Genomic DNA, 26854 nt, shown 5'->3' on the forward strand with positions numbered 1-26854 from the left:
CGGTCGCCTCGGCTCACTCGTACTCGGTGCCGCCCTTGCGGGTCAGGTAGGCGTCGCTGACGACCTTGGCGATCGCCCGTCCGCCGAGCACCGGGCTCCAGCGCTCGACCGCCGGCCGGACCACCACGCCCTCGCGCAGGTGGAGTTCGCGCCCGGAGTGGGCTTCCTTGCCCTGTGCGTGGGCCAGCACCGTCGCGGTGTCGAACGGACCGCGCCACAGTTCGGTCACCAACGGCAGTTCGCCGTCCAGGAGTTCGGCGGCCGACAGCCAGGTCAGCCGCCCGTCCACGACGGCCGACACGTCGAAGGCCGCGTACCCGGGGCGCTCGGTGCGCGCGGAGACGCCGTACGACAGGTCCTGCACGCCCTCGCCGAACACCTCGCCGAAGATGCCGATCCGCTCGGCACCCAGCCGTTCGGCCAACCGGGCCGCCACCGCCGGGATGTCGTACGCGCGCACCGCCCGCCAGTACAGGTTGCGCTCGTCCTCGACGAGCGCCAGCCCCTGCGCGCCGATCCCCTTGGACGAGACGTGCACCTCGCCGGTTTCGGCGGTGTACGTGACCAGGCAGCAGCTGCCGTGCAGCTTCTCGGTCAGCACCACGGGCTCGCCGGGCTCGAAGACGTCGGGGTGACGCTTGAGGTTCTCGATGTCCACCCAGGGCAGCAGGTCGGGCGCGCTGAGGACGTCACCACTCATCGAGGTCGGCACCGGCGGCTGCCACTTGACGATCCCGAGCAGTTCGGCGAAGTCCTCGCCCCGCTCGGCCGCCCCGGCCAGGTCGGCGCCGGCCAGCGCGCCGGGCCGGCAGACGATGCCCTGGGACAGCTCCCCGCGCAGCCGTACCGCCCTCACCCGGTTCGCCGCACCGCCCGCCAGCTTGCCGGTCAGCCCCAGCTCCTCGACCAACTCCGCCGGCAGGACGGCCTGTTCGGGGATGTAGACGGCATGGTCGCCGGTCCGGTAGGAGCCCTTGGCCACCACGGCGCGGTAGAGGCCGACCTGGGCCAACTCCAGTGCGTCGGCGTTCGGGTGCTCCAGGATGACCAGCTTCTCGGCGGTGACGCGCAGCGTGGACATGGGCGGACTCCTCCCCGTGGATCCGTTCGGATCGACCTTCGGGCCCGGGCGGCCGACGGTCGGCCGCGCCTACGGGCTGCCGCCCACTCTGACCGCTCCACCTGCCCGGATGCGAAGGGTTTTCCACCAGGCGCCGCACAACGGCCGTACGACAGCCGCACGCCCGCCACGCACCGAACCGGCCCACCCCTCCGAGCCGGACCGGCCTCCCTTCCGAGCCGAACCGTCCGTGCACGTTTGAGCCTTCGCACAGCCGCCCCGAGACCGTCACCCCACTTCCGCTGTGCGATGTGACAGAGGATTTATCGCTCGCAACTGCGGCACTATGATCGCCGTAATGGCCGCACCTGCGGCCACACCTCCGCGCCCCTTCCGGCGCGAACCCTGGAGGGGAAGCACCGATGAGCACCCGCACCACCCCCACCCGCAGACTCGCCGTCGCCGCCGCCGCGGCCCTCGTCCTCAGCCTCGGGGCCACCGCCTGCGGCAGTGACGGCGGCAAGTCCTCCGGCTCCGCCTCCTCGGCCGCGACCACCGCCGCCACCGGCGCCGCCGGCGCGGCGGGCACCGACGGCGCCAGCGCCCCGAAGGCCAAGGGCGCCGTCACCGTGTTCGCCGCCGCCTCCCTCAAGGAGACCTTCACCGAGCTCGGCAAGAAGTTCGAGGCCGCCAACCCGGGCACCAAGGTCACCTTCAACTTCGGCGGCAGCTCCGCCCTCGCCACCAGCATCAACTCCGGTGCACCGGCGGACGTCTTCGCCGCGGCCAGCCCGGCCACCATGAAGACGGTCACCGACGCGGGCGGCGCGAGCGGCCAGCCGACGACCTTCGTCAAGAACACCCTCGCCATCGCCGTGCCCAAGGGCAATCCCAAGCACCTCACGGGCCTCAAGGACCTCACCGGCTCCGGCGTGAAGGTCGCGCTCTGCGCGAAGGAGGTGCCCTGTGGCGCCGCTGCCCTCACCGCGCTGAAGGCGGCCGGCGTCGACCTCACCCCGGTCACCCTGGAGCAGGACGTCAAGGGCGCGCTCACCAAGGTCGAGCTCGGCGAGGTCGACGCCTCGCTGGTGTACAAGACCGATGTGCAGGCCGATGCTGCGAAGATCGACGGCGTGGACTTCCCCGAGGCCGCCAAGGCCGTGAACGACTACCCGATCGCCGCACTCGCCAAGGCGCCGAACAAGGACGGCGCGGCCGCCTTCGTCGCCTACGTCCAGTCGGCCGAGGCCAAGCAGGTGCTGACCGCTGCGGGCTTCCAGGCGCCGTGACGGACCGCACCACCGGCAGCGACCGGGACCGGAACCGGGACTCCAGCACCAGCACCGGCACCACCCGGGACGACGCTGCCCCGGCACCGGCGCGGGCCCCGGCACCGGCCCCGACAGGACCCGCGAACGCCCTGCCGGGCCGCCGCCGGGGCCCGCGCCGCCCCGGCGCCCAGCGCGTCCCGGTCACCCTGCTGCTCCCGGCGCTGCTCGGCCTGGCGTTCCTGATCCTCCCGCTGGTCGGGCTGCTCGTCCGGGCGCCGTGGAGCGGCCTGTCCGAGCAGTTGACCAGCGCCGCCGTCTGGGACGCCCTGCGGCTCTCGCTGATCTGCGCGACGGCCGCCACGGCGGTGTCGCTGGTCCTCGGCGTCCCGCTGGCCTGGCTGCTCGCGCGCACCGAGCTGCCCGGCCGGCGGGTGATCCGGGCGCTGGTCACCCTGCCGCTGGTGCTGCCGCCGGTGGTGGGCGGTGTGGCGCTGCTGCTGGTGCTCGGGCGGCGCGGGATCGTCGGCTCCTGGCTGGACTCGGCGTTCGGCATCACCCTGCCCTTCACCACCACCGGGGTGGTGATCGCCGAGGCCTTCGTGGCGATGCCCTTCCTGGTGATCAGCGTGGAGGGCGCGCTGCGGGCGGCCGATCCCCGGTTCGAGGAGGCCGCCGCGACCCTGGGCGCCTCCCGGCTGACCGCGTTCCGCCGGATCACCCTGCCGATGATCGCCCCGGGGATCGCCGCCGGAGCCGTCCTGGCCTGGGCCCGGGCGCTCGGCGAGTTCGGTGCGACGATCACCTTCGCGGGCAACTTCCCGGGCCGCACCCAGACCATGCCGCTGGCCGTCTACCTGGCCATGGAGTCAGACCCGGAGGCGGCGATCGCACTGTCGCTGGTGCTGCTGGTGGTCTCCGTCGCCGTCCTGGTCGGCCTGCGCGACCGCTGGATGTCGACCCCGTGACCCCGGCCCCACCGTCCCGGCCCCGGACGGACGCCCCCGCACCCGCAGCCACGCCCACACGCACGGCCGCACCCGCACCCGCACCCGCACCCAGGACGCCGACAGGACGGCCGCACCGATGACCCCCGCACCGCCCCCCGCACCCGCGCCCGCACCCGCACCCTCACCGGGTGCCGGAGCCCCGTCCGCCGCCCTCGACGCCCACCTGCGGGTCGACCGGGCCGCGTTCGCCCTCGACCTGGCGCTCACCGCCGCCCCCGGCGAGGTGATCGCCCTGCTCGGCCCGAACGGCGCCGGGAAGTCGACCGCGCTGCGCGCCCTCGCCGGCCTGCTCCCGCTCACCGGCGGCCACCTGCGCCTGGACGGCCATGTCCTGGAGGAACCGGCCCGGCGCCTGCACACCCCCGCCGAGCAGCGGCCGGTCGGCGTGGTGTTCCAGGACTACCTGCTGTTCCCGCACCTGAGCGCGCTCGACAACGTCGCCTTCGGTCCGCGCTGCCAGGGCCGCCCCAAGCGCGAGGCCAGGGCCGAGGCGGCGGCCTGGCTGGAGCGGATGGGCCTGACGGACCACGCCTCGGTGCGCCCCGGCCGGCTCTCCGGCGGCCAGGCCCAGCGGGTGGCGCTGGCCCGGGCCCTGGCCGTCCGCCCCCGGCTGCTCCTGCTGGACGAGCCGCTGGCCGCCCTGGACGCCCGCACCCGGCTCGACGTACGGTCCCAACTGCGCCGCCACCTGGCCGAGTTCGAGGCCGTGGCGGTGCTGGTGACGCACGACCCGCTGGACGCGATGGTGCTGGCCGACCGGCTGGTGGTGATCGAGGACGGCCGCGAGGTGCAGTCCGGCAGCCCGGCGGAGGTCGCCCGGCGTCCGCGCACCGACTACATCGCCCGCCTGGTCGGTCTCAACCTGTACCAGGGACGGGCCGAGGGCACCTCGGTCACCCTCCCGGACGGCACCGTCCTGACCAGCGCCGAGGAGCTGTCCGGACCGGCCTTCGTGGCCTTCCCGCCCTCCGCCGTCACCCTCTACCGGGAGCGGCCGCAGTCCAGCGCCCGCAACCTGTGGCAGGCCGAGGTCACCGGCCTGGACCTGCACGGCGACCAGGTGCGCGCCGAACTCTCCGGCGCCCTGCCGATGGCCGCCGACCTCACCCCGGCCGCCGTCGCCGAACTGGGGCTGGCCCCGGGGACACCGGTCTGGGCCTCGGTCAAGGCCGCCCAGACCCACGCCTACCCGGCCTGACCCGGGCTGACCCGGCCTGACCCGACCCTGACCCGAGGCGCGCTCCACCGCGCCGGGCCGCCCCGCCGGGCGGCGCTACTCCGACGGCTCGACGAACCCCGACTCGTACGCGGCGATCACCGCCTGGGTACGGTCCCGCGCGCCGAGCTTCGCCAGCACGCTGCTGACGTGCGTCTTCACCGTCTGCACCCCGAGCACCAGCTGCTCGGCGATCTCGCCGTTGCTGAGCCCGCGCGCCATCATCCGCAGCACCTCGGCCTCGCGCCCGGTCAGCGCCGCGCGGTCCATGGCGGCGCGGGCGGCGGGGTTGCCGTGCCCGGCGGCCAGTCGCCGGATCGCGGCCGGGAAGAGCAGCGACTCGCCGGCCGCCGCCAGCCGTACCGCGTGGACGATCTCGGCCGGGCGGCTGCGCTTGAGCAGGAAGCCGTCCGCGCCCGCGCGCAGCGCCTGGTAGACGTAGTCGTCGTTCTCGAAGGTGGTGACGACCAGGATCCGCGGCGGCAACTCCCCCGGCGGGCCGGGGCGCAGCAGTTCGCGGGTGGCCGCCAGGCCGTCCATGACGGGCATCCGGACGTCCATCAGCACCACCCGCGGGCGCAGCGCGCGGGCCAGGACCACCGCCTCCGCGCCGTCGCCCGCCTCCCCGACGACCCGCAGGTCGCCCTGGGCCTCCAGGACCGCCCGCAGCCCGGCCCGGACCAGTCCCTCGTCGTCGGCGAGCAGGACGTCGGTCATCCCCGCCGCACCGGCAGCCGCACCAGTACCGGCACCAGTACCGGCTCCGGCTCCGACTCCGGCACCGGCGCCTCCGCCCGCAAGATCGTTCGTCACGAGCCCAAGCGTAGGGGCAGCCGGACGTCGAGCACCCACTCCGCTCCCCCCTCGCCGCCCGCCCCGACCGTGGCCTCCCCGCCGAGCAGGGTGGCCCGCTCCCGGATGCCGCGCAGCCCCTTGCCGCCCTTGCGCGAGCCGACCCGGCCGGGGCCGCCCCGGCCCGGCGCCGCCAGCCGGTTGGCGCAGCGCAGCTCCAACCGCCCGTCCCGGACGGCGATCCGGACGCCGACGGGCTCACCGGGTGCGTACTTGAGCGCGTTGGTGACGCCCTCCTGGACGATCCGGTAGGACTCACGCGAGAGCACCCCGGGCAGCACGCCGGGCGGCACGTCGATCCGCGCGTCGACCGGACTGCCCGCCGCGCGGGCGGTGTCGAACAGCGCGGACAGCTGGTCGATGCCCGGCTGCTCGGTGGCCGTCCCGTGCCCGGCCGTCCCCTGCCCGGCCACGCCTCCCCCCGCCGTACCGCGGCCCGCCGTACCGCCGCCCGCCGGTGTCTCGCGCAGCAGCACCAGGGTGCGTTCGAGGTCCTCCATCGCCCGCCGGCCGGTCTCCTCGATGACTTCCAGCGCCTTGGCGACGAAGGCCGGGTCCCCGACCTCGCGCGCCGCACCCGCCTGGAGGACCGTCACCGTCAGGGCGTGGCCGATGGAGTCGTGCAGCTCGCGGGCCAGCCGGTTGCGCTCCAGCAGCCGCTCGGCCCGCAGTTCGGCCTCGGCCAGCCGCTCCGCCGGGGACGGCCCCAACAGCCTTTCGGCCATGGCCAGTTGGAGGCGGCCGGCGCCGATGACCAGCCAACCGTAGCCGAGCACCACCAGCGGCGCGGACAGCAGGTACCGGGCGGCGCCCGGACCGGTCAGCAGGCCGTACGCACCGGTGAGCCCGAAGACCGTCACGAAGCCGATGGCCGAGCCGAGCGCCACCCGGCCGATCAGCCAGCCGGCCATCCGCCGCCGGTCGGCCCAGTTGCCGGAGGGCTCGACCCCGATGTCCTCCTCGCGGTCGGGCACCAGCAGCAGCCGGGCCTGCACGCCCTCGGCCCGCCGCGCCGCCGGGACGAGCGCGATCAGCGCCAGCAGCACCACGTCCGTCGCCGTGCCCTGCAGCACGATCGCGCCGAGGCTCTTGTGGTAGGTCCCCGGATAGACCAGCAGGACGACGCCCGCGAAGATCCACCCGACCAGCAGGTGCAACAGCCGGGCGTACGTGACGCCGGCCACCAGCGGGGCGAGGATCGCGGTCGCTCCGTCCCTGAACCGGGACACGGTCATTCGTGGCACCCCGCCATCCTGCCAGCCCGGCGGCCGTCCCGGCTCCCCCGCGGGGCCGCCGCACCCCTCCCTCCCGGGAGGGAGGCGGATCCCGCCGCGGCGGGATCCGCCCGGCCCACCCTCTCCGGTCGAATGGAACCACCGTCCGGGGAGAGCGACGGTGAGCACCTGCGAGGAGGGAGACGGCCGTGATCGAGATCCAGGGCCTGACCAAGGAGTACGACGGACGACGGGTCGTCGACGAGTTGTCCTTCGAGGTCCGGCCCGGCGTGGTGACCGGCTTCCTCGGCCCGAACGGCGCCGGGAAGAGCACCACCATGCGGTTGATCCTCGGCCTGGACCGCCCCACCGCCGGGCGCGCCCTGGTCGGCGGCCGCCCGTACGCCGAACTCGCCCAGCCACTGCGGCAGGTGGGCGCGCTGCTGGACGCCCAGGCGCTGCACGGCGGCCGCACGGCGCAGGGCCACCTGCGCTGGCTCGCCGCGAGCAACGGCCTGTCGGAGCGACGGGTCGGCGAGGTGCTCGCCCAGGTCGGGCTGGCCGAGGCCGCGCGGCGGCGGGTCCGGGGCTTCTCGCTCGGCATGCGCCAGCGCCTCGGGGTGGCCGCCGCGCTGCTCGGCGATCCGCCGGTGCTGCTGCTGGACGAGCCGGTCAACGGCCTGGACCCGGAGGGCATCCGCTGGATCCGCACCCTGCTGCGCGACCTGGCCGCCGAGGGCCGGGCGGTGCTGGTCTCCTCCCACCTGATGACAGAAATGGCGCTCACCGCTGACCACTTGGTGGTGATCGGGCGCGGCCGACTGCTCGCGGACGCCGCCACCGCCGAGTTCATCGACCGCCACGGCCGGCCCCGGATCCGGGTGCGGGCCGTCGACCCGACCAAGCTGGCCGCCCTGTTCGGCACCGGCGACCACGGCCTCGACGCGACCGAAGTCGCCGACGGGGCCTGGGAGGTGACCGGCGCCGAGCCCGAGCGGATCGCGGCGCTCGCCGCCGCCAACGGCGTGGTGCTGTACGAGATCGCGGTCCAACAGGACTCCCTGGAGGAGGCGTTCATGCGGATGACCGCCGACAGCGTCGAGTACCGCGCCGAGGCCTCCGCATGAACCTCACCGCCCTGCGCGCCGAGCGGATCAAGCTCACCACCCTCCGCTCGCTCTGGCTCCCGCCGCTGATCGCCGTCCTGCTCACCGCCGGTGTCACCACGGCCGTCGGCGCGGCGCTCGGCGACACCGACCACAACATCACCGACGACCCGGGCGTCGGCATCTTCTACGGGCTCAACTTCGGCCAGGCCGCGCTGGTCTCCTTCGGAGTCCTGCTGATCGGCCAGGAGTTCAACACCCGGATGCTCGACGTCTCGCTCACCGCCGTCCCCCGACGCGGCCGACTGTACGGCGCCAAGCTGGCGTTGGGCGCCCTGGTCGGCCTCGGCGTGGGCGCGGTCGGCACCGCGGGCGCCTTCGCCGGGTACGCGGCCACCGTCCCCGCCGAGTGGCACGGACCGGGCTTCGCCCGCGCGGCCACGGCCGGAGTGCTCTACCCGGCGCTGCTGGTGGTGCTCTGCCTCGGGGTGACCGCTCAACTCGGCAACCTCACAGCCGCGTTGGGCCTGCTGACCCCGACCGTCTTCCTGCTCTCGCCCCTGCTCTCCGGGGTGCCGGGGGTACGGAACGTCGTCCAGTTCCTGCCCGACCGGGCCGGCCAGTACGCGCTGCGCTACGCCGACGACCCGCAGACCGGGTACGGGCACTGGACCGGGCTGATCGTCATGGCGCTCTGGACGGCCCTGGCGGCGTACGGCGGACTGCGGGCCCTGCAACGCACCGGCCGCTGAACCGGGCACCGGCCGCGAAACCGCGTACCGGCCGCTGAACCGGCACCGCCCCGAGTACCCCTGGACGAAAGAGAGACGGCGATGGCCTTCGGCAACGCCCTACGGGCCGAACGCATCAAGTTCACGACCCTGCCCTCGCAGTGGGCGGCACCGCTCACCGCCCTGGCACTGACCGTCGGCATCACCGCGGCCGTCGGCGCCAGCGAGGGCCCCCCGGCGCCGGGCTCCGGCAAGGACCCGGCCGACATGATCTACTTCGGGCTGCTGTTCGGCCACGTCGCCGTGGCCTGCCTCGGAATCCTGCTGATCGGGCAGGAGTTCAACACCCGGATGCTCGGCACCTCGCTCACGGCGGTGCCCCGACGCGGCCGGCTGTACGGCGCCAAGCTCGCGCTCGGCGCCGGGCTGGGCCTGCTGCTCGGCCTGGTCTCGACGACGAGTTGCTTCCTCGCCGTCCGCGCCACCGCGGACCTGGACCTGTCGACCCCGGGCCTGACCCGCAGCTTCGTGGCGGGGGTGCTCTACCACCCGCTGATGGTGCTGCTCTGCCTCGGACTGACCGCGATGCTGGGCAACTTCAGCGCGGCGCTCGGCCTGCTCACCCCGATGGTGTTCCTCGGCACCACCTGGCTGGGCGCGATCCCCGGCGTCCGCGAGGTCGGACAGTTCCTGCCCGACCGGGGTGGCCTGTACGCGATGCGCACCCGGACCGAACCCGGCATCCACTACGGACACTGGACCGGACTGCTGATCATGGCGCTCTGGACGGCCGCGGCCGTCTACGGCGGGCTACGGGCGATGCGGCGGCACCAGGCCTCGGGCGGGTGACCGCCGAGAGCCGACCCGTGACAGCTGACGAGTGACAGCTGACAAGTGACAGCTGACAAGTGACAGAAAACAGATGACAGATAACAGCGAACAGATTTCGAAGTCTGTTCGCTGTTATCTGTTTTCTGTCATCTGTTCGCCGTCGCCTGTTCCCGGTCAGCCGCCCGCCGAACCGTCACCCCGCCACCCCGCCACCCCGTCACCCCGCGCCCGGGCGGGTCAGCCCGGCGTACGCCTTGGACAGGGTCGTGGTGATGCTGCCGACCTCGAAGGAGTGGCCGTCCACGCCGGACACCGGCTGCACCTCGTAGGCCGTGCCGGTGAGGAAGACCTCGTCGGCGCCCGGCAGTTCCTCGGGCTGGATGTGCCTCTCGTGGACGGGGATCCCCAGCTCCCGGGCGAGGGCCAGGACGGTCTGCCGGGTGATGCCGTCGAGGAAGGTGTCCGCGGTCGGCGTGTGCAGGGCTCCGTCGATCACCAGGAAGAGGTTGGCCCCGGTGGCCTCCGCCAGGTACCCGCGGTGGTCCAGGAGCAGGGCGTCGTCGCATCCGGCCGCCTCCGCCTCGTCGCGGGCGAGGGTGCAGATGTTGTACAGCGACGCCGCCTTCGCCCGTACCGGCGCGGTGTCGGGGGACGGCCGCCGCCACCGGGACGTGCGCAGCCGGATGCCGCGGCTCTGCGCGTCGCCGGAGAACACGTGCGGCCACTCCCACGCGGCGATCGCGACGTGGACGGACGTCCCCGCCCCGGACACGCTGATCTGCTCGCTGCCCCGCCAGGCCACCGGCCTGACGTACCCGTCGACGATCCCCTGGTGCCGGATGGTCTCCTGCATCGCGGCGTCGAGCTCCGCAGGGGTGAAGGGGATACGGAAGTTCAGCTCCCCCGCCGAGGTGTGGAGGCGCTCGAAGTGCTCGGCGGACTTGAACGGCCGCCCGTCGTACACGCGGATGCCCTCGAAGATGCCGCCGCCGTAGTGCAGGCCGTGGGAGAGGACGTGCAGTTGGGCGTCGCGCCACGGCACGAACGCCCCGTCCAGCCAGATCACGCCGTCGCGGTCGTCGAACGGAACGGTGGTCACGCCTGCCCCTCGTGGTCGGTGTCATCGGTGTCGTCGGTGTAGTCGATGCGGATGGACTGTTCCAGGAACCGGTGGAACTCCTCGGCCTCGGCGGTGTCCGCGTGGCGGGACAGCACGAACGCCGGGTAGCCGGTGAAATCCGGGTAGGGCCGCACGACGTCCCCGGGGAAGAGCATCTGCACGACGTGGTCGACCCTGGGGTCGTCGCGCAGTTCGGCCAGGCCGTGGATCGCGGTGATCCGTCCGGAACCGCCGCAGGGGACGATGTAGTTGGCCGCGGCCGCCACGGGTGTCGGCGACGGGCCGGAGCCCAGGGGTTCGGTGGCGGTGCCGGTGGCGATCCGCAGTGCCTGGGCGGCGAAGTCGATGCCGGTCACCCCGGAGGCGATGTAGTGGGACACCCCGGAGCCCCCGATCCGGGCTCCCATCTCCAGCAGGTACGGCGTCTCGCCGCCGCGCAGGCGCAGTTCCGTGTGGGTGGGCCCGTCGGTGATGCCGAGGGCCCGGTGCGCGGCGACCACCTCGCGCCGGACGGACTCCTGCACGGCGTCGGGCAGGGTGGCCGGTGCCCGGTAGACGCCCTCCTCGAAGTGCGGCCCCTGGGGGTCGCCCTTGTAGCCGATGGCCAGGACCCGCACGTCTCCGCCGTGGGCGAGGGACTCGACGGCGAACTCGGGGCCGTCCAGGTACTCCTCGACCACCAGGCCGTCCGTGCGGCCGAGCTTGTTCGCGGAGGTCTGCCACACCTCGTCCACGACGCTCTTGAGGCTCTGCGGGGTCTCCGCCTTGGTGACGCCGAGGCTGGAGAAGCCGTGGGCGGGCTTCACCACGACGGGGAAGGCCAGGCGCGCCGCCTTCTCCCAGTCGGCCGGGTCGTCCAGCCGGACGAAGCCCGGCACGTTGAGGCCGGCAGCGGCCAGACGCTCCCTCATGACGCGCTTGTCCTGCGCGCCGAGCGCCGCGTCGCGGCCGATTCCGGGGAGCCCGAGCAGCTCGGCGGCTTCGGCGACGAACGGCACGGCGGGGTCGTAGAGGGTGACGACGCCCTGGAAGGCGTTCGCCTCGTGCCGTCGCCGCAGGGCGTCCAGTGCACCGGCCGGGTCGCCTTCGACGTCCAGCCGCAGGAGGTCGACCACGGCCGGCGGCAACCGGTCCGCGGACACCGCTTCGTCGGGCCGGGGCACCAGCACGAGGTCGATCCCGGCCCGTTCGGCGCTCTCGAAGACCCAGGGGAGCGAGGTGCGCTGGTAGACCAGTACGAGGGTGGGCCTGGGGCTGTCCGCTGTCATCACGGGGTCCTTTGCGGTCACGAGGCGTTCTGCCGCCACGAGGTGTTCTGCCGTCACGGGGTCCTTCGCCGTCACGAGGTCCTTCGCCGTCACGATGTCCCCTGCCGGGCGGGCACTTCGGTCCCCTGCCCGGTGTGCGTCCCGTCCGGGGCCGCGGCGGCTGCGGGGGCCGCCTCCGCCGCAGGGTCCACCTCGACCACCTCGGCCGCGGCGCGCCCGGCCGGGCGGGCACCGCCGATGGTGAGCCACACGCCGCCCCCGCACAGCAGGAGCAGCAGGATCACGAGCGGTCCGGGCGCGGCCTCCCGGCCCAGGGCCCACTCCCCCAGGCGCACCAGGAACGGCACCACGAGCGCGAGCGCGGAGGTGAACAACGGCCCCTTGCGCAGGATGAGTTCGTGCGAGATGAGGAAGACCGGGGCGGTGAGGACCGCGCCGAGGACCGCGATGCCGCCCCAGTCGGCCGGGGAGACACCGCCGAGCGGGACGAACAGGGCGACCGCCAGCCCCAGCATGACCGTGCCCGCCCCGGTGACGGCGGGCAGGGCCGCGACCGGGGTCAGGTCCGCCATCCGCCGCCGGTAGACGTAGCCGTACACCGCGTACGTGAAGGTGCCGCCGAGCGCCAGCAGGCTCCCGCCCGCGAGGGCGCCGCCGCCGGCCCCTGAGCCCGCACCGGCGGCCGCGGAGCCGTCGGCGAGGGCGTACCCGCAGGCCGCGACGACGGCCAGCACCGTGCCCAGGACCTTGCGCGGCGAGGAGGGCTCGCGGAAGGCGGCGACCCCGATCACGAAGGTGATGCAGGGCAGCAGGGAGACGATCAGGCCGACCCGGGAGGCTCCGATGAAGCCGGTCCCGAGCAGCGTTCCGGAGTAGTACGCGAAGAAGCCGAGGAAGGCCAGGAGCACGACGGTTCCGCGGCGGGCGGTCGCGGCCCGGACGTCGGACCGCGACCGCGGGTACAGCAGGGCGATGACGGTGATGACCACGAAGCTGGCCGCCGTCCGCCCGGCCGCCACCGCCAGTGGGGGAACGCCGTCGACCAGCCGCCCGGCGAGCAGCCAGCCGGCCGCCAGCAGGGCGATCATCAGTGCCGAGAGGGCGGGCACCACGAGGTGTCCGCCCCGGCGGGGGCGCAGGGGCGCGCCCGTCACCATTCCGCCCGCTCGAACTCCAAGGCAGGCATCCGGTCCAGCCCCTGCTTGGCGCGCAGCAGGACCCGCTGGTCCTCGGTGAAGGCGTACCGCTGCCGTGCCCCACCGGCACCGGTACCAGCAGCGGCAGCACCACCGGCACCAGCCGCGACGGACTCGGGCTCGGGAAGGTACCTGCGGACCAGTTCCTTGGCCGCCGAGCGGTACTCGTCGTCGGTCGTGACGGCGGCCTCCAACTCCTCGACCGTGGCGACGAATTCCCGCAGCGCGTCGAGGGCCTTGGCCCGGTCGAAGTGCAGCAGTCCGCCGTCGTCCGGGGAGCCGGTCAGCGCACCGTGCTCGCGCAGCCAGGAGTAGATGAACACCCCGGTGCCGGAGTCGAAGTTGCGGGTGGCGTCGTCCGCCTGCGGGTAGCGGAAGACCCGCTCCAGCAGGATCATGTCGACCTGTTCGGCCGCGAACGGGACGACACCGCTGTCCGCGCAGGCCAGCACGGTCTTGGCGTCGACCTTGATCTCCTCCAGCAGGCCGACGAACCAGTTCATCTTCAGCGAGATGTGCTGGTCGAACGGCCAGAGGCCCTGGTAGTGCATCGAGTCGTGCAGGTAGCCCCAGATGGCGCGGGCCTCGAAGCACACGTCGGCGTCCAGGCCCGTGGACGCGCGGGGCAGGGACTCCGGGGTCAGGACGGCCTCCGCGCCGCGGAGCGCGTAGGTCTCGTGGATCTTCCGCATCTTGTTGTAGAAGAACATGGCGTACGGCTGCTCGGTGATCTTGTCGTGAGCGGCCACGTTCTCCGGGAAGAACACCAGGCAGTTGCCCTGCCGGAAGCCCGCGCTGCCGGTGATCAGGATGAGCGACTGACAGTTGTTCTTGGGATGCGGGTACGACCCGGCCAGCTCCGGCAGCGCGGCGGGCTCCTTGCGCAGCGCGAAGAAGCAGTCCAGTCGCTTGCCCACGGGCGGCGCGCTGTTGGTGCTCTGCAGCGGTGCGAGGAAGAAGACGGCTGAACCGTCCTCGGGCACCCGCAGGGCGTCCCGCGAGCGGGCGAAGTGCGGCTTGGTGTCGAGGCCGGCCGCGAGCCAGCCGTCGACGTCGGCGGCCAGCGCGGCCGCCTGGTCGTCCTGTCCGCGCCGCGCGTACCAGGCGCAGGCCTCGTCGCGGATGCGGCCGAGCAGCGCGCGGTCCTCCGCGGTCGCGTCGGGGACGGTGCCGTCGTCCGCCTGACGTGCCCGGAAGCGGTCGACCTCCGGGATGAGGGAGCCGGCCAGTTCGTCGGCGTCGGCGAGCAGGTTCGCGGGGACGGGTGCGGTCGCGGTGGTCACAGGGCCGCTCCCACCGGGATCCGCCGCTCGTCCCCGGCACCGACCGCCAGCACCTGATGGACCGTGAACACCATGGGTACGGGGCCGAAGTCCCGCACCACGCGCAGCCCTTGGTCCTCGGCCGCGACGATGGTGGTGATGCAGCCCTCGACGCGGCCCTCGGCGCACTCGATGGCCGCCCGGGAGTTGCTCAGGACCTCCCGGATCTCCGTGCCGTCGGGCACGAGACCTGTCGGCGCCGGGTGCGAGGCGACGGTGGCGGGCGCGTCGACCCCGTTGGTGGCGAGCACCATGTTGTGCGTCGGCATGATGAAGCTGTCGACCATGTGCAGGCGGTGCAGGTTCCCGAACACCAGGGTGTGCAGCGCCGGGTAGACCGCGCAGGCGACCAGCGCGTGCCGTCCGTCGTCCGGTACGGCGTCGAGCGCGGACTCGATGGACGAGTGCAGCTCCACCGTCCCCCGGACTCCCCGGCGGCGCAGCCACTCGTGGGACGCTGCTTGCAGATTGGTGCCGCTCGGACCGAGCGTGTGCAGGTGCCGGACCTCGTCGACGTCCGCCCCGTTTTGGGCATGCCTCATCGGCTCCCCCTCCCCCAAAGAAAGAACACGGCGACCGTACCGGGTGGTTCCGGAAGGCCTCCGCTAGGAGAACATGCCCGCTGAAAGTGATCAAGTGACTGCAGATGTGATCTCGGATGGCGGGCTCGTGCTGCCCGCTCCCGGCCGCCGCCGACCGGACGGCCCGCGACCGGGACTCCCCGTGCCGCGCAACCGCCGTTCTCCCGCGTGCCGTTGTGGTCCAAGTGGGCGTCAGCCGACCCGCAGGCCCAACGCCAGGGTCAGTTCGAGGACCCGGTCCGGTGACGCGAGATCCGGGAACAGCTCCCGCAGCTGCGACATCCGGTACCGGACCGTCTGAGGATGGACGAACAGCACCGCCGCCACCTCGTCCCGCCTGCCCTGGTGCAGCAGCCACGCCCGCAGCGTCTCCTCCAACCGCCGTGCGGTCGCGGCGGGCAGGGGCCGCAACGGCGCGAGGGCCCGGGCGCGCAGGTCCGCGAACGCGTCCGCGTCGGCGCTCAGCACCAGTTCGGGCAGGTGGTCCTCGGTGTCGCGGATGTCGGCGGAGAGGGAGCGCGCGCGCACGGCTCGGGCGTACGAGGCGGACGCACGGATCCAGGGCCGGGCCGGGCCGACCACGGCGGTGCGGTCGGCCAACTGCCGCAGGAGGTGCGACCGGTCGGCGTCGGGGACGAGCAGCACTCCGGTGGCATCGGGCAGATCGTCGAGGACGAGGGTGCCCGGGTCGAGCGTGCGGTAGGCGGGCCGGGCCTGAGCGGCGGGCAGCAGGACCGCGGTCAGCGAACCCGGAGGCTGCCACCCGGCCCGTTGAACGGCGGCCAGCAGCACGTCCGGGCTCGCGCCGGCGAGGAGGTCGCGGGCCAGGTGTTCCAGGTGGCGCTCCTGGGCCCGGCCCCGGGCGGCCAGTTCGTCGGCGTGGCCCGCGGCGCTCGCGGCGGAGAGCTCGTCGATGTAGGCGAAGGTCAGTTCGGCGAACTTGGCGACCTCGGCGGCGGGCAGACCCGCGGGTACGGCACCCGCCGCCAGGCACCGCCAGGCCACCCGGGCGCCGACGCGGTAGGCGCTGAGCAGGGCGTCCATCGAACGGCCGTCGCGCACCTCGCCGCGGCCCAGCTCGTAGGCCGCGTCACCGGCGTCGCCGCCCGTGGCGTTCCCGCTCGCGAGGTCCAGGTAGTGCCCCAGGGCGGTGCGGACGGCCCGGCGGATGGTGCCGCCCATGCGGCCCGAGAGGGCGTTGGCGTACGGAGGGACCTCGTCGATGATCGCCTGGACGACCTCGTCGGCGGTGGCCGTCAGCGCGGCCCGGAGCGCGGCGACCGTCGTCCCGTCCAGGGCCAGCTCGCTGGCTCTCCGGATGGCATGGCTCACGTTCTTGTTCCTTACGAACAATTCTACCGGCCAGATTTACGTCCTGCGGTCAGGACTTTACGCCCTCGGGCGCAGCAAGCTGGAGTCATGACGAGTGCAGCCCTCCGCAGCAGGGCCTGGAAACTGCTGGAGATGGTCACGACGCCCCTGCTGCCGTCGGACTACCTCGACCTGGTCAGCCCGCTGCGTGCGGGCGCCGACCTGCGGGGGCGCATCGAGGCCGTGCACCCCGAGACGGGTGACGCCGCGACCGTCGTGATCAGGCCGGGCCGGGGCTGGCGCGGCCACACGGCCGGTCAGTACGTGCGGATCGGGGTCGACGTCGACGGGAGGCGCCTGTGGCGCGCCTACTCCGTCACCTCACCGACGAACCGCCGGGACGGCCGCATCACGATCACCGTGAAGGCGATCCCGGACGGCAAGGTCAGCAACCACCTGGTCCGCGGGGTGGCACCGGGCACGCTGGTCCAGCTCGACCAGCCGGCCGGTGACTTCGTCCTGCCGCCCACCAGGCCCGCCAAGGTGCTCTACCTGACGGCCGGCAGCGGCATCACGCCCGTGATGGGCATGCTGCGCGACATCGAGCTGGACGACGTCGTCATGGTCCACTGCGCGCCGCGGCCGCAGGACGTGATCTTCCGCGACGAACTGCACGGCCTGGTCGCGGACGGGAAGCTGCGCCTCACCGAGGTGCACACCGCCACGGACGGCACACTCGACATCGCCCGTCTCGGTGAGCTCGTGCCCGACTGGGCCGAGCGCGAGACCTGGGCCTGCGGCCCCGCGGGCCTGCTCGACGCCGCGGAACGGCACTGGAGCGAGCAGGGCGTCCGGGAGCGCCTGCACACCGAACGCTTCCGCCCCCGCATCGCCCTCGACGGCGACGGCGGCGGCGGCAACGGTGGCGGTGGCGGTGGCGAGGTCACGTTCAGCACCACCGGCAGGACCGTCGAGGCGGACGGCGCCACGCCGCTGCTGGACGTCGGCGAGGAGGCCGGTGTGCTCATGCCCTCCGGGTGCCGCATGGGCATCTGCTTCGGCTGCGTCACGCCGCTCAAGGCGGGCGCCGTCCGCGACCTGCGCACCGGCGAGATCACCGAGGCCGAGCCGGGCGTCCTCATCCAGACCTGCGTGTCCGCCGCGGCGGGCCCCTGCGACATCGAACGGTAGACGCACCTTGACCGCCATCGACCCCACCGCCCACCTGACCGCGGAGCAGATCGAGGAGCTCGGCCGCGAGCTGGACGCGATCCGCGACGAGGTGATCGCCGACCGCGGCGAGAAGGACGCCGCCTACATCCGCAAGGTCATCTCGACGCAGCGCAAGCTCGAACTGGCCAGCAGGGGCGTGCTGCTGTTCTCGATCTTCCCGCCCGCGTGGGTGCTGGGCACCGCCGGCCTGTCGGTGGCGAAGATCATGGACAACATGGAGATCGGCCACAACGTCCTGCACGGCCAGTGGGACTGGATGCGGGACCCGAAGATCCACTCCACCACCTGGGAGTGGGACCACGTCTCGCCGTCCGACCAGTGGAAGCACTCGCACAACGAGCTGCACCACACGTACACCAACGTGATCGGCAAGGACAACGACCTCGGCTACGGCATCATGCGCGTCGACGAGGACCAGAAGTGGCACCCGTTCCACCTCGGCCAGCCGCTGTGGAACCTCGTCAACGCCTGCTTCTTCGAGTACGGCATCGCGGCGTACGACCTGGAGCTCGGCAAGAACCTGCGCAAGGACCGCCGCAGGAACCCGGAGTTCCGCGCGCGGGCCAGGGCCGTGGGCCGCAAGATCCGCAAGCAGGTGCTCAAGGACTACGTGATCCACCCGCTGCTGTCGGGCCCGTCGTTCCTCACCACGCTCGCCGCCACGTTCACCGCGAACCTGGTCCGCAACATCTGGACCCACTCGGTGATCATGTGCGGGCACTTCCCCGAGGGCGTACAGGTCTTCGAGCGGCAGTCGATCAACGGCGAGACGCGCGGCCAGTGGTACCTGCGCCAGATGATGGGCTCGGCGAACATCAGCGGCAGCAGGGCCATGCACTTCATGAGCGGCAACCTGTCCCACCAGATCGAGCACCACCTGTTCCCCGACCTGCCGAGCAACCGGTACGCCGAGGTCGCGGTGAAGGTGCGCGCCCTGTTCGAGAAGTACGAGCTGGAGTACGTCACCGGGCCGCTGCCCAAGCAGGTGTTCTCCGCGTGGCACAAGGTCTTCCGGCTCTCGCTGCCGAACCGGAAGCCCAAGGCCAGGACGCCGGACCGCGGGAAGGAACTCGTCACGGCCTGATCCCGGCACCGGTTCCCCGGTACCGGTGCCCCGGGTTCGGTCCCCCGGGTTCGGTTCCGCGGGTGACGACATCCCGTGGCGGCGTCAGCGTGCCGCGTTCACGGGCGCCGAAGGCGCAGGGTGGGGCAGTAGCGCTCGCCGCCTTCGAAAACGACGGTCGGCCCGGGGGCGATCTCCGTGAAGCCCGCGTCCCGGACCACCGGCAGTTCGCTGCGGACCAGTTCCTCCCACGCCCCCGGCTCCGCCGTGCGGACGGCGAGCGCGAAGCCCGACTCCGCCCACTCCTTGCGCTGCGCCTCGTCCAGCCGCCACCAGGCGAGCTGCGCCGCGTGGCCGGTCTGGGCCATGGTCTTGCCCGCGCTCATCTCCAGCTCCGGGTTGACCCACAGCACCGGCAGCCCCGGCCCGGGCGCGCCGACCTCGGCGGTCTCCTCCAGCTCCGTACCGGAGACCTGCAACTTCGCGAGGTCCTTCGGCCAGCCGTCCAGCGGGACCGGCGGGAACACCCGCACCTCGGCCTCCCGCCCCCGCACCGTGATGCCGGGCAGTTCCCCGGCCCGGCGCCACTCCCCGCCCCGGGCCCGCCGGACCACCTTGCGGATCCGGGCGTCCTCCCAGGCCGCGACCCGCTCCGCCCACTCCCCGTCCACCTCGGTCACCCGGGGGTCGGCGAGCAGGGTCAGCACCGCCCGCGCCGAGGTCTCCAGCGCGTCCGTACGCCCGGGCGGCGTGGCCTTCTCCAGTCGGACCAGCAGCGGCAGCACGTACTGCGGCCGCGCGTCGCGGTCCTCGGGGTCGGGAGCGTCGCCGGGGGCGGGAGCGGGGGCCGGGTCATCGAACGGAGAAGTCACCCGTCCAGCATGCCAGCCCCGCCACCACCGCCCCGGCCCGCCCCCGTGCCCGCGGAGCGCGCCCCGAGCCGGCCGGCCGGATTCAGCGCAGCCGCTGCCGCAGTTCGTCCACCGCCGCCCGGATCCCGGCGCTGTAGGCGTCCTCCGGCAGGGCGTCCAGGCTCCGGACCGCCCGTTCCAGCTGTTCGCGCGCGAGGTCGGGCTCCCCGAGCTTGAGGTGGTCGGAGGCCAGGTTGAGGTGCAGCGACGGATAGAAGGCCCGTACCTGGAGCGCGGAGTCGTAGGTCCGGGCGCGCTCGGCGGTCAGCGAGTCGGCGGCCGCGAGGGCCCGCCGGTCCCACTCCAGTTCGGCCCGGGGGTCGTCCTGGAGGTCGGCCAGATAGTGCGCCAGGACGCAGCGGTGGAAGACGTCCCGCTCGCCCAGTTCCTCCCAGAGGGCCTCGAAGCTGGCCCGCGCCTCGGCGGTCCGCCCGCGCTGCGCCGCCCGCACGCCGTCCAGTCCGAGCGCGATCCGGCCGAGCGCCGACTCGTCCGGACCCGACTCCGCCGAGGACGCACCGCGCACACCGGACACCCCAAACACATCAGACACATCAGACACATCAGACACATCGGACATGCCCGCAGCCTAGGGCCGGTCCGACGCATCCCGCCCGGCAAGGTCCGCCGGACAGGCCCGGCCGCCCGCTCAGCGCCGGTAGCCGCGCTGCGGGTCCCGCTCCTCGGCGTCCTCGTACATCAGGAACCAGCCTTCGGGGTGCGTCGCGGCCAGCAGCAGTTCGGTGCGCTGCTCCGCGCCGAGCTCCGGGTCGCCGTCGTCCGGCCCGAAGACGCCGAACAGTTCGTCGTGGCAGCCGTCCCAGTCGTAGTCGTACAGGTCGGCGGGCAGGTCGCCCATCATGTCGGCCACCGACTCGGGCTGGGAGCCCAGCAGCGTCCGGGCGTCCACCAGGGCCATCCGCAGCGCGATCTCATCGGCGAGGCAGCGCGGCAGCGGCCATTCGCCGAGCGCGAGGTCCTCGGCCAGGTCGTCGAAGGCCCGCGCCATGGTGCGCCGCCAGTTCCGGTGGAGCCGCCAAGTGCGCTGCGGCAGCCGGGCGAAGACCGTCCAGTCGACGTCCTCGCCGTCGACCACCGGGTCGTCCCCGTGCTCGTCGAGGTCGTCGTAGGCGGCATCGGCCAGGCCGAGCAGCTGGGCGTGCAGCAGGCAGGCGGTGCGCGGGGTGAGGGTCCAGTCGGCGCCCGCGCCGCCCTCCTCGTCCTCGCCGTCCAGCGGGAACAGTTCGGCGAAGTCCGGGGTGAAGTCCTCGGTGACGCTGATCTCCAGCGTGCCGCCGATCGCCTCGACCCCGGGAATGGCGGCCACCAGCCGGTCCGGGTGGAGCAGCGCGCCGAGCGCCGCGTTGGCGTCCTCGGCCACCTCGCGCAGCAGTTCACGGCGCTGGCCGGCCGGGTCGACGCCGTCGAAGTCCAACTCCTCGACGGCCCTGATCGCGGCCGCGCGCAGCGCCGGCCAGTCATTGATCCGCAGGCCCAGCACCACCGTCGCCTCGATCTCCGGCGCGCCGGAGTACTCTGCCGCGCCCGGCCCCTGCGGATGATCGCTTCGCTCGCCCATGGGGCTACGGTACGGCTTTTCGGCCGCCCGATCACCGGTCCGTACCAGCTTCCGGAGAGCTTCTCGGCCACCGCCCGGCCGCGCCTCTGTCACCCGGACGCACGACACCGGCAGGATGGCCCCCATGGCTGACATCAACGAGTACGGCGGCGGGCAGGGCCCGAACGCCGACGTCATGGTCGTGACCACCAACGACATCCCCGGCTTCCGGGTCGACCACGTGATCGGCGAGGTCTTCGGGCTGACCGTGCGCAGCCGCCACATCGGCAGCCAGATCGGTGCCGGGCTCAAGTCGCTGATCGGCGGCGAGCTGCGGGGTCTGACGAAGACCCTGGTCGAGAGCCGCAACGAGGCGATGCAGCGGCTGATCGAGCAGACCAAGGCGCGCGGCGGCAACGCCGTCCTGATGATGCGCTTCGACGTGACGGAGGCGGCGGACGTCGGCACCGAGGTCTGCGCGTACGGCACCGCCGCGGTGATCTCGCCGATCGGCTGAGGCCCAGCACCTCACCGCGGACCTGACCGCCCCGCGCCGCCCCGCGCCGGGCCGGGCCGGGCCGGGCCGGGCGGGAACAGCCACCGCCACCCCGATGTTTCACGTGCGTGACTGTTTACGGTGCAACAGGTGCAGCAGGGGCGACAGGGGCGACGGACGAAGCCGGCGCACGGCGCGTGGACGTCCTGGTGGTGGGTGCCGGACAGGCCGGACTGTCCGCCGCCTACCACCTCGGCCGCCGCGGCTTCGCCCCCTACCGGGCGGGAGTCGACGGCGGCTTCGTCGTGCTCGACGCCAACCCCGCCCCGGGCGGCGCCTGGGCCCACCGCTCGCCGTCCCTGCGGATGGCCACCGTGCACGGCTTCCACGACCTCCCGGACGCCGAGCTCCCGGCACCCGACCCGGAGGCCCGCGCGCGGGAGGTCGTGCCGGGGTACTTCACGGCGTACGAGACCCGGCACGCGCTCCCGGTCGTGCGCCCGGTCGCGGTGCGCGCCGTACGCGCCGAGTCCGAGCGCCCCGACTCCCGGCTGCTGGTCGAGACCGACCGCGGCACCTGGTCCACCCGCGCGCTGATCAACGCCACCGGCACCTGGACCCGCCCGTTCCTCCCCCACTACCCCGGCCACTTCGCGGGCCGTCAGCTGCACTACGCCGAGTACCGCGGCCCCGAGGAGTTCGCGGGCCGGCGCGTCCTGGTGGTGGGCGGCGGCGCCTCGGCGATCCAGGTGCTGTCCGAGGTGGCCGCGGTCGGCGAGACGGTCTGGGTCACCCGTTCCGAACCCGTCTTCCACGAGGGCCCGTTCACCCCCGAGTACGGGCGCGCGGTGGTCGCCAAGGTCGAGGAGCGGGTCCGCCAGGGCCTGCCGGTGCGCAGCGTGGTGAGCGTGACCGGCCTCGGCCCGTCCGTCGCCTACCGCCGCGCCGAGGAGCTGGGGGCGCTGCACCGCCGCCCGATGTTCGACCGGCTCACCGAGCACGGAGTCGCCTGGGGCGACCAGGAGTTGGCAGTGGACGCGATCGTCTGGGCGACCGGTTTCCGCCCCGAGGTCGGCCACCTCGCCCCGCTCGGCCTGCGCTCCCCCGGCGGCGGCATCGCGCTCACCGGCACCCGCGCCACCGCCGCCCCGCGCGTCCACCTGGTCGGCTACGGGCCGTCCGCCAGCACCATCGGCGCCAACCGGGCGGGCCGCGCCGCCGTCAACGACCTGGTCGAGCTGCTCGGGGACCCGACCGGGCGGGCCGGTCGGGCCGGCCTGGACGATCGGGTCGGGGCGGCCGGGGCGGCCGAGCGCGGGACCGTACCCGTCCCCGCCTGACGGCCCGGGTCAGCGGTCGTAGTCGACGGTGACCCGGTCGGTGACCGGCCGGGCCTGGCAGGTGAGGACGTAGCCGGCCGCCAGTTCCTTCTCCTCCAGCGCGAAGTTGCGGCGCATCTCCACCTCTCCCTCGGTGACCAGGGCGCGGCAGGTGCCGCACACCCCGCCCTTGCAGGCGAAGGGCAGGTCGGGGCGGGAGCGCTGGGCTCCGTCCAGGATCGAGCGGTCGCGCGGGAGGGTGAGGGTGCTGCCGCGGCCGTCGAGGACGACGGTGACCTCGCTGCGCTCGCCGGCCTCGGCCCCGGCCGCGCCGTCGGGGCCGTCCAGGTCCTCGTCCCGCTCGGCGAGCGGCTCGTCCTCGGCGTGGAAGAGTTCCTGGTGCACCCGCTCCCCGGGCACGGCCAGGTCGGCGAGCAGTTCCTTCGCCCCGGTGACCATGCCGAACGGCCCGCACAGCCACCAGTGCCCGACGGCGTCGACGTCCACCAGCGCCGCCAGCAGCGCCCGGACCCGCTCCGGGTCCAGCCGGCCGCTGAGCAGTTCGGCGTCCCTGGTCTCCCGGGAGAGCACGTGGACCAGCTGGAACCGGCCGAGGTAGCGGTCCTTGAGGTCGGCCAGCTCGTCCGCGAACATCACGGTGTCGCTGCGCCGGTTGCCGTAGAGCAGGGTGACGGTGGAACGGCGGTCGGCGGCCAGCACGGAGGCGGCGATCGACAGCATCGGGGTGATGCCGGAACCCGCCGCGAGCAGCACGTGATCGGCGGGGACGCCGAGTTCGGGGGAGAACAGGCCGGACGGGGTCAGCACCTCGACCTCCTCGCCGGGCCGGGCCTCGCGCACCAGCCAGCGCGAGAACAGCCCGCCGGGCACCTCGCGGACGGCGATCCGCAGCGGGCCGCCGACGGGCGCGCAGATCGAGTACGAGCGGCGCTCGTCGGTGCCGTCCACCAGCTTGCGCAGGGTCAGGGTCTGGCCGGGGCGGAACGCGAACTCGTCCGCCAAGGCGTCCGGCACCGCGAAGGTCACCGCCACGGCGTCCTCGCAGAGCCGCTCCACCCGCTCGATCCGCAGCCGGTGGAAGCTCGGCCGACGGGCCGGGCGGACGGGGTCCGTCACAGGGGTCGCGGCGGGCATTCAGATCTCCTTGACGCGTTCGAACGGCTCGCGGCAGGCGCGGCAGCGCCAGAGCGCCTTGCAGGCGGTGGAGCCGAAGCGGGACAGCTCCTCCGTGTCGGCGCCCCCGCAGTGCGGGCAGGGCACGGGGGCCGCGGCGCCCGTGCGGGTGGCGCCGAGGGTGAGCGGGACCGGCCCGGGGCCGGGCGCGAGGGCCGAGGTCGGGCGCGGCGGGGCGATGCCCGCCTCGGCGAGCTTGCGGCGGCCCTCGGCGGTGATCAGGTCGGTGGACCACGGCGGGTCCAGCCGCAGCCGCACCCGGACGTCCGGGTACCCGGCGGAGCGCAGCCGGCGGTCGACGTCGGCGGCCATCTCGGCGACGGCCGGGCAGCCCGAGTAGGTCGGCGTCAGCCAGGCCGTCACCGTGCCGCTGCCGTCGTCCACCTCGACCCCGGCGAGCACACCCAGGTCGGCCAGGGTGAGCATGGGCAGCTCCGGGTCCGGAACGGCCGCGGCCACCGACCAGGCCCTCTCGCGGACGGTGTCCGCGGTGCCCGTCACCACGTCGCCCCCGGGTGGGCGCGCGCCACCACCTGCAGCTCGGCGAGCAGCGGGCCGAGCGCCTCGGTGTGCACCCCGTCGCGGCCGGCCCGGCCCAGGACGGTGGCCAGCGGCGGGAGGTCCGGCACGGTCAGTCCGGCCTCGGCGAGGACGGCGGCGAGCTCGCGCAGCACCGGTTCGCGCAGGCCGGCCGGGTCGACGCCGGCCCGCAGCTCCACGGGGTGCGCGGTGAACAGCTCCTCCAGCAGCGGCCAGACGGCGTCCAGCCCGGCCTGCATCCGCTCCGCCGAGTACGGCGTGCCGTCGCCGAGGCGCAGCGTCCAGGCCGTGGCGTACTCGCGGTGGTACGCGAGTTCCTTGACGCCCCGGGCCGCGACCGCGGCCAGCACCGGGTCCGGGTGGCCGCTCAGCGCCTCGTACAGCGCGCCGCGGGCGGTGGCGAACAGCAGCAACCGGGCGATCGAGTGCGCGAAGTCGCCGTTCGGGGTCTCCACCAGGCGGACGTTGCGGAACTCGTGGTCCTCCCGCCAGTAGGCCAGGTCGTCCTCGGTGCGGCCGGAGCCGTCCGCCTGGCCGGCCCGGGTGAGCAGCAGCCGGGCCTGGCCGAGCAGGTCCAGGCCCAGGTTGGCGAGCGCGACCTCCTCCTCCAGCTCGGGCGCCCGGGTGCACCACTCGATCAGCCGCTGGGAGAGCACCAGGGCGTCGTCGCCGAGCATCTGGCAGTAGGCGGCGAGGTCGGCACCGGCCAGGCCGGCGGGCAGGGCGGTGTCCACGCCGAGCAGCGGGTCGGTGAAGCCCGTCCCGTACGCCCAGCGGCCCTCGCCCTCGGGGCCGGGGGTGGCCCCGGCGAGGCTGAGGTAGACGTGGTCGTCCTCGGTGGCGGATGTGGTGTGGTCGTGCACGGTGGCTCCCCCGTCAGATGTGCGGGACATCCTCGGGGATGTCGTAGAAGGTCGGGTGGCGGTAGACCTTGTCGCCGCTGGGCTCGAAGAACGGGTCGCGCTCGTCCGGGGTGGAGGCGGTGATCGCGTCCGAGCGGACGACCCAGAGGCTGACGCCCTCGTTGCGGCGGGTGTACAGGTCGCGGGCGGCGAGCAGCGCCATCCGGTCGTCGGCGGCGTGCAGCGAGCCGACGTGGACGTGGTTCAGGCCGCGCCGGGGGCGCACGAACACCTCGTACAGCGGCCAGCCGGCCTTGGGGCCTGCCTCGGACTCGGTCACTTCTCGTTCTCCTGTTCGGGGGTGGGCCGCTCGGCGGCCGCGGCGTGTCCGGCATCGGGGGCATGTCCGGCGTCGGCGGCGCGCTTGGCGGCGTAGGCGACGGCCGCCTCGCGCACCCAGGCGCCCTCCTCGTGCGCGGCCCGGCGGCGGTCGACCCGCTGGGCGTTGCACGGGCCCTGCCCGCGGATGACCCTGGTCAGCTCGGACCAGTCCGGCTCGCCGAAGTCCCAGCCGCCGCGCTCCTCGTTCCGGCGCAGGTCGGGGTCGGGGAGGGTGACGCCCAGGTGCTCGGCCTGCGGGACGGTCATGTCGACGAAGCGCTGCCGGAGCTCGTCGTTGGTGTGGCGCTTGATCCGCCAGGCCATCGAGCGGGCGGTGTTCGGCGAGTCGGCGTCCGGCGGGCCGAACATCATCAGCGACGGCCACCACCAGCGGTCGACCGCGTCCTGGACCATCCGGCGCTGGCCCTCGGTACCACGCATCAGGGTCATCAGGAGCTCGTAGCCCTGGCGCTGGTGGAAGGACTCCTCCTTGCAGACCCGCACCATCGCGCGGGCGTACGGACCGTAGCTGCAGCGGCAGAGCGGGACCTGGTTGCAGATCGCGGCGCCGTCCACCAGCCAGCCGATCACGCCGACGTCGGCGAAGGTGAGGGTGGGGTAGTTGAAGATCGAGGAGTACTTCTGGCGGCCGCTGATCAGCTTCTCGGTGAGCTCGGCACGGTCGACTCCGAGGGTCTCGGCGGCGGCGTAGAGGTAGAGGCCGTGGCCCGCCTCGTCCTGGGCCTTGGCGAGCAGGATCGCCTTGCGGCGCAGCGAGGGGGCCCGGGTGAGCCAGTTGCCCTCGGGCTGCATGCCGATGATCTCGGAGTGGGCGTGCTGGGCGATCTGGCGGATCAGGGTGGCCCGGTAGGCGTCGGGCATCCAGTCCCGGGGCTCGATCCGCTGCTCGGCGGCGATCACCGCGTCGAACCGGTCCTCCGGCGTCTGCGCGGGGACCGCCTCTTCCACCTCTGTTGTCACCACGGTCCCCTCTCGTGTTCCTGCTCCGGCTTCCCGGCTTCCTGGCCTGGGCGGCGGGGAGTCAACCGACTGACCGTTCGGTCGGTACCATTCTGCGCGGCGGGACGGAGGGATGGCAAGGGACGCCGACGAATGGGCGGGGCGAGGGGCGGGGAGCGAGGGGCGGGGAGCGAGGGGCGGGGAACAGAAAACAGACAACAGATAACAGCTGACAGAATCTGAAATCTGTCAGCTGTTATCTGTTCGCTGT

27 protein-coding genes are annotated in these 26854 nt (G+C 73.7%); 10 read left to right on the forward strand and 17 right to left on the reverse strand.

Translation table 11 applies throughout. The annotated features are described in order from the left end of the window. Positions 1 to 13: 13 nt before the first annotated feature. Positions 14 to 1081 (reverse strand): RNA ligase (ATP), encoded by a 1068-nt coding sequence (locus ACFC1T_RS20700; protein ID WP_375890579.1) that lies wholly within the window; start codon positions 1079 to 1081, stop codon positions 14 to 16. Positions 1082 to 1482: 401 nt separating this feature from the next. Between ACFC1T_RS20700 and modA the strand changes: the two genes are divergently transcribed. From modA to ACFC1T_RS20715, 3 genes are all read left to right on the forward strand, one after another. Next, a complete protein-coding gene (modA, locus tag ACFC1T_RS20705; protein WP_375890581.1) occupies positions 1483 to 2349 on the forward strand; it encodes a molybdate ABC transporter substrate-binding protein in 867 nt (288 codons plus the stop codon). A 131-nt stretch (positions 2350 to 2480) separates the two neighbouring features. Beyond that, the gene (locus ACFC1T_RS20710; RefSeq protein WP_375890764.1) at positions 2481 to 3296 is read left to right on the forward strand and encodes an ABC transporter permease; all 816 of its coding nucleotides are present in this window, start codon (positions 2481 to 2483) and stop codon (positions 3294 to 3296) included. 118 nt (positions 3297 to 3414) lie between these two features. Then, a complete protein-coding gene (locus tag ACFC1T_RS20715; RefSeq protein ID WP_375890583.1) occupies positions 3415 to 4536 on the forward strand; it encodes an ABC transporter ATP-binding protein in 1122 nt (373 codons plus the stop codon). Positions 4537 to 4611: 75 nt separating this feature from the next. Here the strand turns inward: ACFC1T_RS20715 and ACFC1T_RS20720 are convergent, their stop codons facing one another. Further along, complete coding sequence (locus ACFC1T_RS20720; RefSeq protein ID WP_375890584.1) at positions 4612 to 5271, reverse strand: response regulator; 660 nt, start codon at positions 5269 to 5271, stop codon at positions 4612 to 4614. 92 nt (positions 5272 to 5363) lie between these two features. After that, complete coding sequence (locus ACFC1T_RS20725; protein WP_375890586.1) at positions 5364 to 6641, reverse strand: sensor histidine kinase; 1278 nt, start codon at positions 6639 to 6641, stop codon at positions 5364 to 5366. 188 nt (positions 6642 to 6829) lie between these two features. Here ACFC1T_RS20725 and ACFC1T_RS20730 point away from each other — a divergent pair, with 188 nt between their 5' ends. The 3 genes from ACFC1T_RS20730 (at position 6830) to ACFC1T_RS20740 (ending at position 9306) form a co-directional block, all read left to right on the forward strand. Next, positions 6830 to 7747 (forward strand): ABC transporter ATP-binding protein, encoded by a 918-nt coding sequence (locus tag ACFC1T_RS20730; protein WP_375890588.1) that lies wholly within the window; start codon positions 6830 to 6832, stop codon positions 7745 to 7747. Continuing rightward, positions 7744 to 8478 (forward strand): ABC transporter permease, encoded by a 735-nt coding sequence (locus ACFC1T_RS20735; RefSeq protein ID WP_375890589.1) that lies wholly within the window; start codon positions 7744 to 7746, stop codon positions 8476 to 8478. The genes ACFC1T_RS20730 and ACFC1T_RS20735 overlap by 4 nt, the downstream gene beginning before the upstream one ends. An 81-nt stretch (positions 8479 to 8559) precedes the next feature. Further along, a complete protein-coding gene (locus tag ACFC1T_RS20740; RefSeq protein ID WP_375890591.1) occupies positions 8560 to 9306 on the forward strand; it encodes a hypothetical protein in 747 nt (248 codons plus the stop codon). A gap of 199 nt (positions 9307 to 9505) precedes the next feature. Here the strand turns inward: ACFC1T_RS20740 and ACFC1T_RS20745 are convergent, their stop codons facing one another. The 6 genes from ACFC1T_RS20745 to ACFC1T_RS20770 all read right to left on the reverse strand — a co-directional run bounded on the left by ACFC1T_RS20745 (position 9506) and on the right by ACFC1T_RS20770 (position 16107). Then, positions 9506 to 10387: a branched-chain amino acid aminotransferase gene (locus tag ACFC1T_RS20745; protein WP_375890593.1), complete on the reverse strand. Its 882-nt coding sequence runs from the start codon at positions 10385 to 10387 to the stop codon at positions 9506 to 9508. Beyond that, a complete protein-coding gene (locus tag ACFC1T_RS20750; RefSeq protein ID WP_375890595.1) occupies positions 10384 to 11676 on the reverse strand; it encodes an ATP-grasp domain-containing protein in 1293 nt (430 codons plus the stop codon). The genes ACFC1T_RS20745 and ACFC1T_RS20750 overlap by 4 nt, the downstream gene beginning before the upstream one ends. A gap of 89 nt (positions 11677 to 11765) precedes the next feature. Beyond that, positions 11766 to 12785 carry a DMT family transporter gene (locus ACFC1T_RS20755; RefSeq protein WP_375890597.1) on the reverse strand — a complete coding sequence of 340 codons (1020 nt, stop codon included), beginning with the start codon at positions 12783 to 12785 and terminating at the stop codon, positions 11766 to 11768. 41 nt (positions 12786 to 12826) lie between these two features. After that, positions 12827 to 14155: a DUF6421 family protein gene (locus ACFC1T_RS20760; protein ID WP_375890599.1), complete on the reverse strand. Its 1329-nt coding sequence runs from the start codon at positions 14153 to 14155 to the stop codon at positions 12827 to 12829. Then, positions 14152 to 14736: a bacilysin biosynthesis protein BacA gene (locus ACFC1T_RS20765; protein ID WP_375890601.1), complete on the reverse strand. Its 585-nt coding sequence runs from the start codon at positions 14734 to 14736 to the stop codon at positions 14152 to 14154. The genes ACFC1T_RS20760 and ACFC1T_RS20765 overlap by 4 nt, the downstream gene beginning before the upstream one ends. Positions 14737 to 14967: 231 nt before the next feature. Beyond that, a complete protein-coding gene (locus ACFC1T_RS20770; RefSeq protein WP_375890603.1) occupies positions 14968 to 16107 on the reverse strand; it encodes a PucR family transcriptional regulator in 1140 nt (379 codons plus the stop codon). A gap of 87 nt (positions 16108 to 16194) precedes the next feature. Between ACFC1T_RS20770 and ACFC1T_RS20775 the strand changes: the two genes are divergently transcribed. Then, a complete protein-coding gene (locus ACFC1T_RS20775; RefSeq protein ID WP_375890605.1) occupies positions 16195 to 17277 on the forward strand; it encodes a ferredoxin reductase in 1083 nt (360 codons plus the stop codon). A gap of 7 nt (positions 17278 to 17284) precedes the next feature. After that, positions 17285 to 18403 carry a fatty acid desaturase family protein gene (locus tag ACFC1T_RS20780; protein ID WP_375890607.1) on the forward strand — a complete coding sequence of 373 codons (1119 nt, stop codon included), beginning with the start codon at positions 17285 to 17287 and terminating at the stop codon, positions 18401 to 18403. 98 nt (positions 18404 to 18501) lie between these two features. Here ACFC1T_RS20780 and ACFC1T_RS20785 read toward each other — a convergent pair whose 3' ends face one another. From ACFC1T_RS20785 to ACFC1T_RS20795, 3 genes are all read right to left on the reverse strand, one after another. After that, positions 18502 to 19254: a peptidyl-tRNA hydrolase gene (locus ACFC1T_RS20785; protein WP_375890609.1), complete on the reverse strand. Its 753-nt coding sequence runs from the start codon at positions 19252 to 19254 to the stop codon at positions 18502 to 18504. Between the two features lie 82 nt (positions 19255 to 19336). Continuing rightward, complete coding sequence (locus tag ACFC1T_RS20790; protein WP_375890611.1) at positions 19337 to 19846, reverse strand: hypothetical protein; 510 nt, start codon at positions 19844 to 19846, stop codon at positions 19337 to 19339. 96 nt (positions 19847 to 19942) lie between these two features. Beyond that, entirely contained in the window at positions 19943 to 20872 is a 930-nt protein-coding gene (locus ACFC1T_RS20795; protein ID WP_375890613.1) for a hypothetical protein, read from the reverse strand. Between the two features lie 124 nt (positions 20873 to 20996). Between ACFC1T_RS20795 and ACFC1T_RS20800 the strand changes: the two genes are divergently transcribed. Next, a complete protein-coding gene (locus tag ACFC1T_RS20800; RefSeq protein WP_375890615.1) occupies positions 20997 to 21368 on the forward strand; it encodes a YbjQ family protein in 372 nt (123 codons plus the stop codon). 188 nt (positions 21369 to 21556) lie between these two features. After that, on the forward strand, positions 21557 to 22687 hold the full coding sequence (locus ACFC1T_RS20805; RefSeq protein WP_375890617.1) for an NAD(P)-binding domain-containing protein: 1131 nt from the start codon (positions 21557 to 21559) through the stop codon (positions 22685 to 22687). 9 nt (positions 22688 to 22696) lie between these two features. Here the strand turns inward: ACFC1T_RS20805 and paaE are convergent, their stop codons facing one another. Genes paaE through paaA form a run of 5 tightly spaced genes read right to left on the reverse strand, consistent with a single transcriptional unit; the run spans position 22697 to position 26607 of the window. Next, positions 22697 to 23821 carry a 1,2-phenylacetyl-CoA epoxidase subunit PaaE gene (gene paaE, locus ACFC1T_RS20810; RefSeq protein WP_375890619.1) on the reverse strand — a complete coding sequence of 375 codons (1125 nt, stop codon included), beginning with the start codon at positions 23819 to 23821 and terminating at the stop codon, positions 22697 to 22699. Then, entirely contained in the window at positions 23822 to 24364 is a 543-nt protein-coding gene (gene paaD, locus ACFC1T_RS20815) for a 1,2-phenylacetyl-CoA epoxidase subunit PaaD (RefSeq protein ID WP_375890621.1), read from the reverse strand. It lies immediately after the preceding gene. Further along, complete coding sequence (paaC, locus tag ACFC1T_RS20820; RefSeq protein WP_375890623.1) at positions 24358 to 25293, reverse strand: 1,2-phenylacetyl-CoA epoxidase subunit PaaC; 936 nt, start codon at positions 25291 to 25293, stop codon at positions 24358 to 24360. The genes paaD and paaC overlap by 7 nt, the downstream gene beginning before the upstream one ends. Then, positions 25277 to 25582, reverse strand: coding sequence for a 1,2-phenylacetyl-CoA epoxidase subunit PaaB (gene paaB, locus ACFC1T_RS20825; RefSeq protein ID WP_375890625.1), 306 nt, complete (start codon positions 25580 to 25582; stop codon positions 25277 to 25279). Before paaB ends, paaC begins: the two co-directional genes overlap by 17 nt. Next, positions 25579 to 26607 (reverse strand): 1,2-phenylacetyl-CoA epoxidase subunit PaaA, encoded by a 1029-nt coding sequence (gene paaA / locus ACFC1T_RS20830; RefSeq protein ID WP_375890627.1) that lies wholly within the window; start codon positions 26605 to 26607, stop codon positions 25579 to 25581. Before paaA ends, paaB begins: the two co-directional genes overlap by 4 nt. Positions 26608 to 26854: the final 247 nt, after the last annotated feature.

It is taken from the genome of Kitasatospora sp. NPDC056076, from assembly GCF_042266305.1.
Lineage (GTDB): Bacteria > Actinomycetota > Actinomycetes > Streptomycetales > Streptomycetaceae > Kitasatospora.

Excerpts from the sequence above, each read along its gene's own strand:
- ACFC1T_RS20700 (WP_375890579.1), bottom strand. The coding sequence starts at position 1,081 with ATGTCCACGCTGCGCGTCACCGCCGAGAAGCTGGTCATCCTGGAGCAC.
- modA (WP_375890581.1), top strand. The coding sequence starts at position 1,483 with ATGAGCACCCGCACCACCCCCACCCGCAGACTCGCCGTCGCCGCCGCC.
- ACFC1T_RS20715 (WP_375890583.1), top strand. The coding sequence starts at position 3,415 with ATGACCCCCGCACCGCCCCCCGCACCCGCGCCCGCACCCGCACCCTCA.
- ACFC1T_RS20720 (WP_375890584.1), bottom strand. The coding sequence starts at position 5,271 with ATGACCGACGTCCTGCTCGCCGACGACGAGGGACTGGTCCGGGCCGGG.
- ACFC1T_RS20725 (WP_375890586.1), bottom strand. The coding sequence starts at position 6,641 with ATGACCGTGTCCCGGTTCAGGGACGGAGCGACCGCGATCCTCGCCCCG.
- ACFC1T_RS20735 (WP_375890589.1), top strand. The coding sequence starts at position 7,744 with ATGAACCTCACCGCCCTGCGCGCCGAGCGGATCAAGCTCACCACCCTC.
- ACFC1T_RS20740 (WP_375890591.1), top strand. The coding sequence starts at position 8,560 with ATGGCCTTCGGCAACGCCCTACGGGCCGAACGCATCAAGTTCACGACC.
- ACFC1T_RS20750 (WP_375890595.1), bottom strand. The coding sequence starts at position 11,676 with ATGACAGCGGACAGCCCCAGGCCCACCCTCGTACTGGTCTACCAGCGC.
- ACFC1T_RS20765 (WP_375890601.1), bottom strand. The coding sequence starts at position 14,736 with ATGAGGCATGCCCAAAACGGGGCGGACGTCGACGAGGTCCGGCACCTG.
- ACFC1T_RS20775 (WP_375890605.1), top strand. The coding sequence starts at position 16,195 with ATGACGAGTGCAGCCCTCCGCAGCAGGGCCTGGAAACTGCTGGAGATG.
- ACFC1T_RS20795 (WP_375890613.1), bottom strand. The coding sequence starts at position 20,872 with ATGGGCGAGCGAAGCGATCATCCGCAGGGGCCGGGCGCGGCAGAGTAC.
- ACFC1T_RS20800 (WP_375890615.1), top strand. The coding sequence starts at position 20,997 with ATGGCTGACATCAACGAGTACGGCGGCGGGCAGGGCCCGAACGCCGAC.
- paaE (WP_375890619.1), bottom strand. The coding sequence starts at position 23,821 with ATGCCCGCCGCGACCCCTGTGACGGACCCCGTCCGCCCGGCCCGTCGG.
- paaC (WP_375890623.1), bottom strand. The coding sequence starts at position 25,293 with ATGTCCCGCACATCTGACGGGGGAGCCACCGTGCACGACCACACCACA.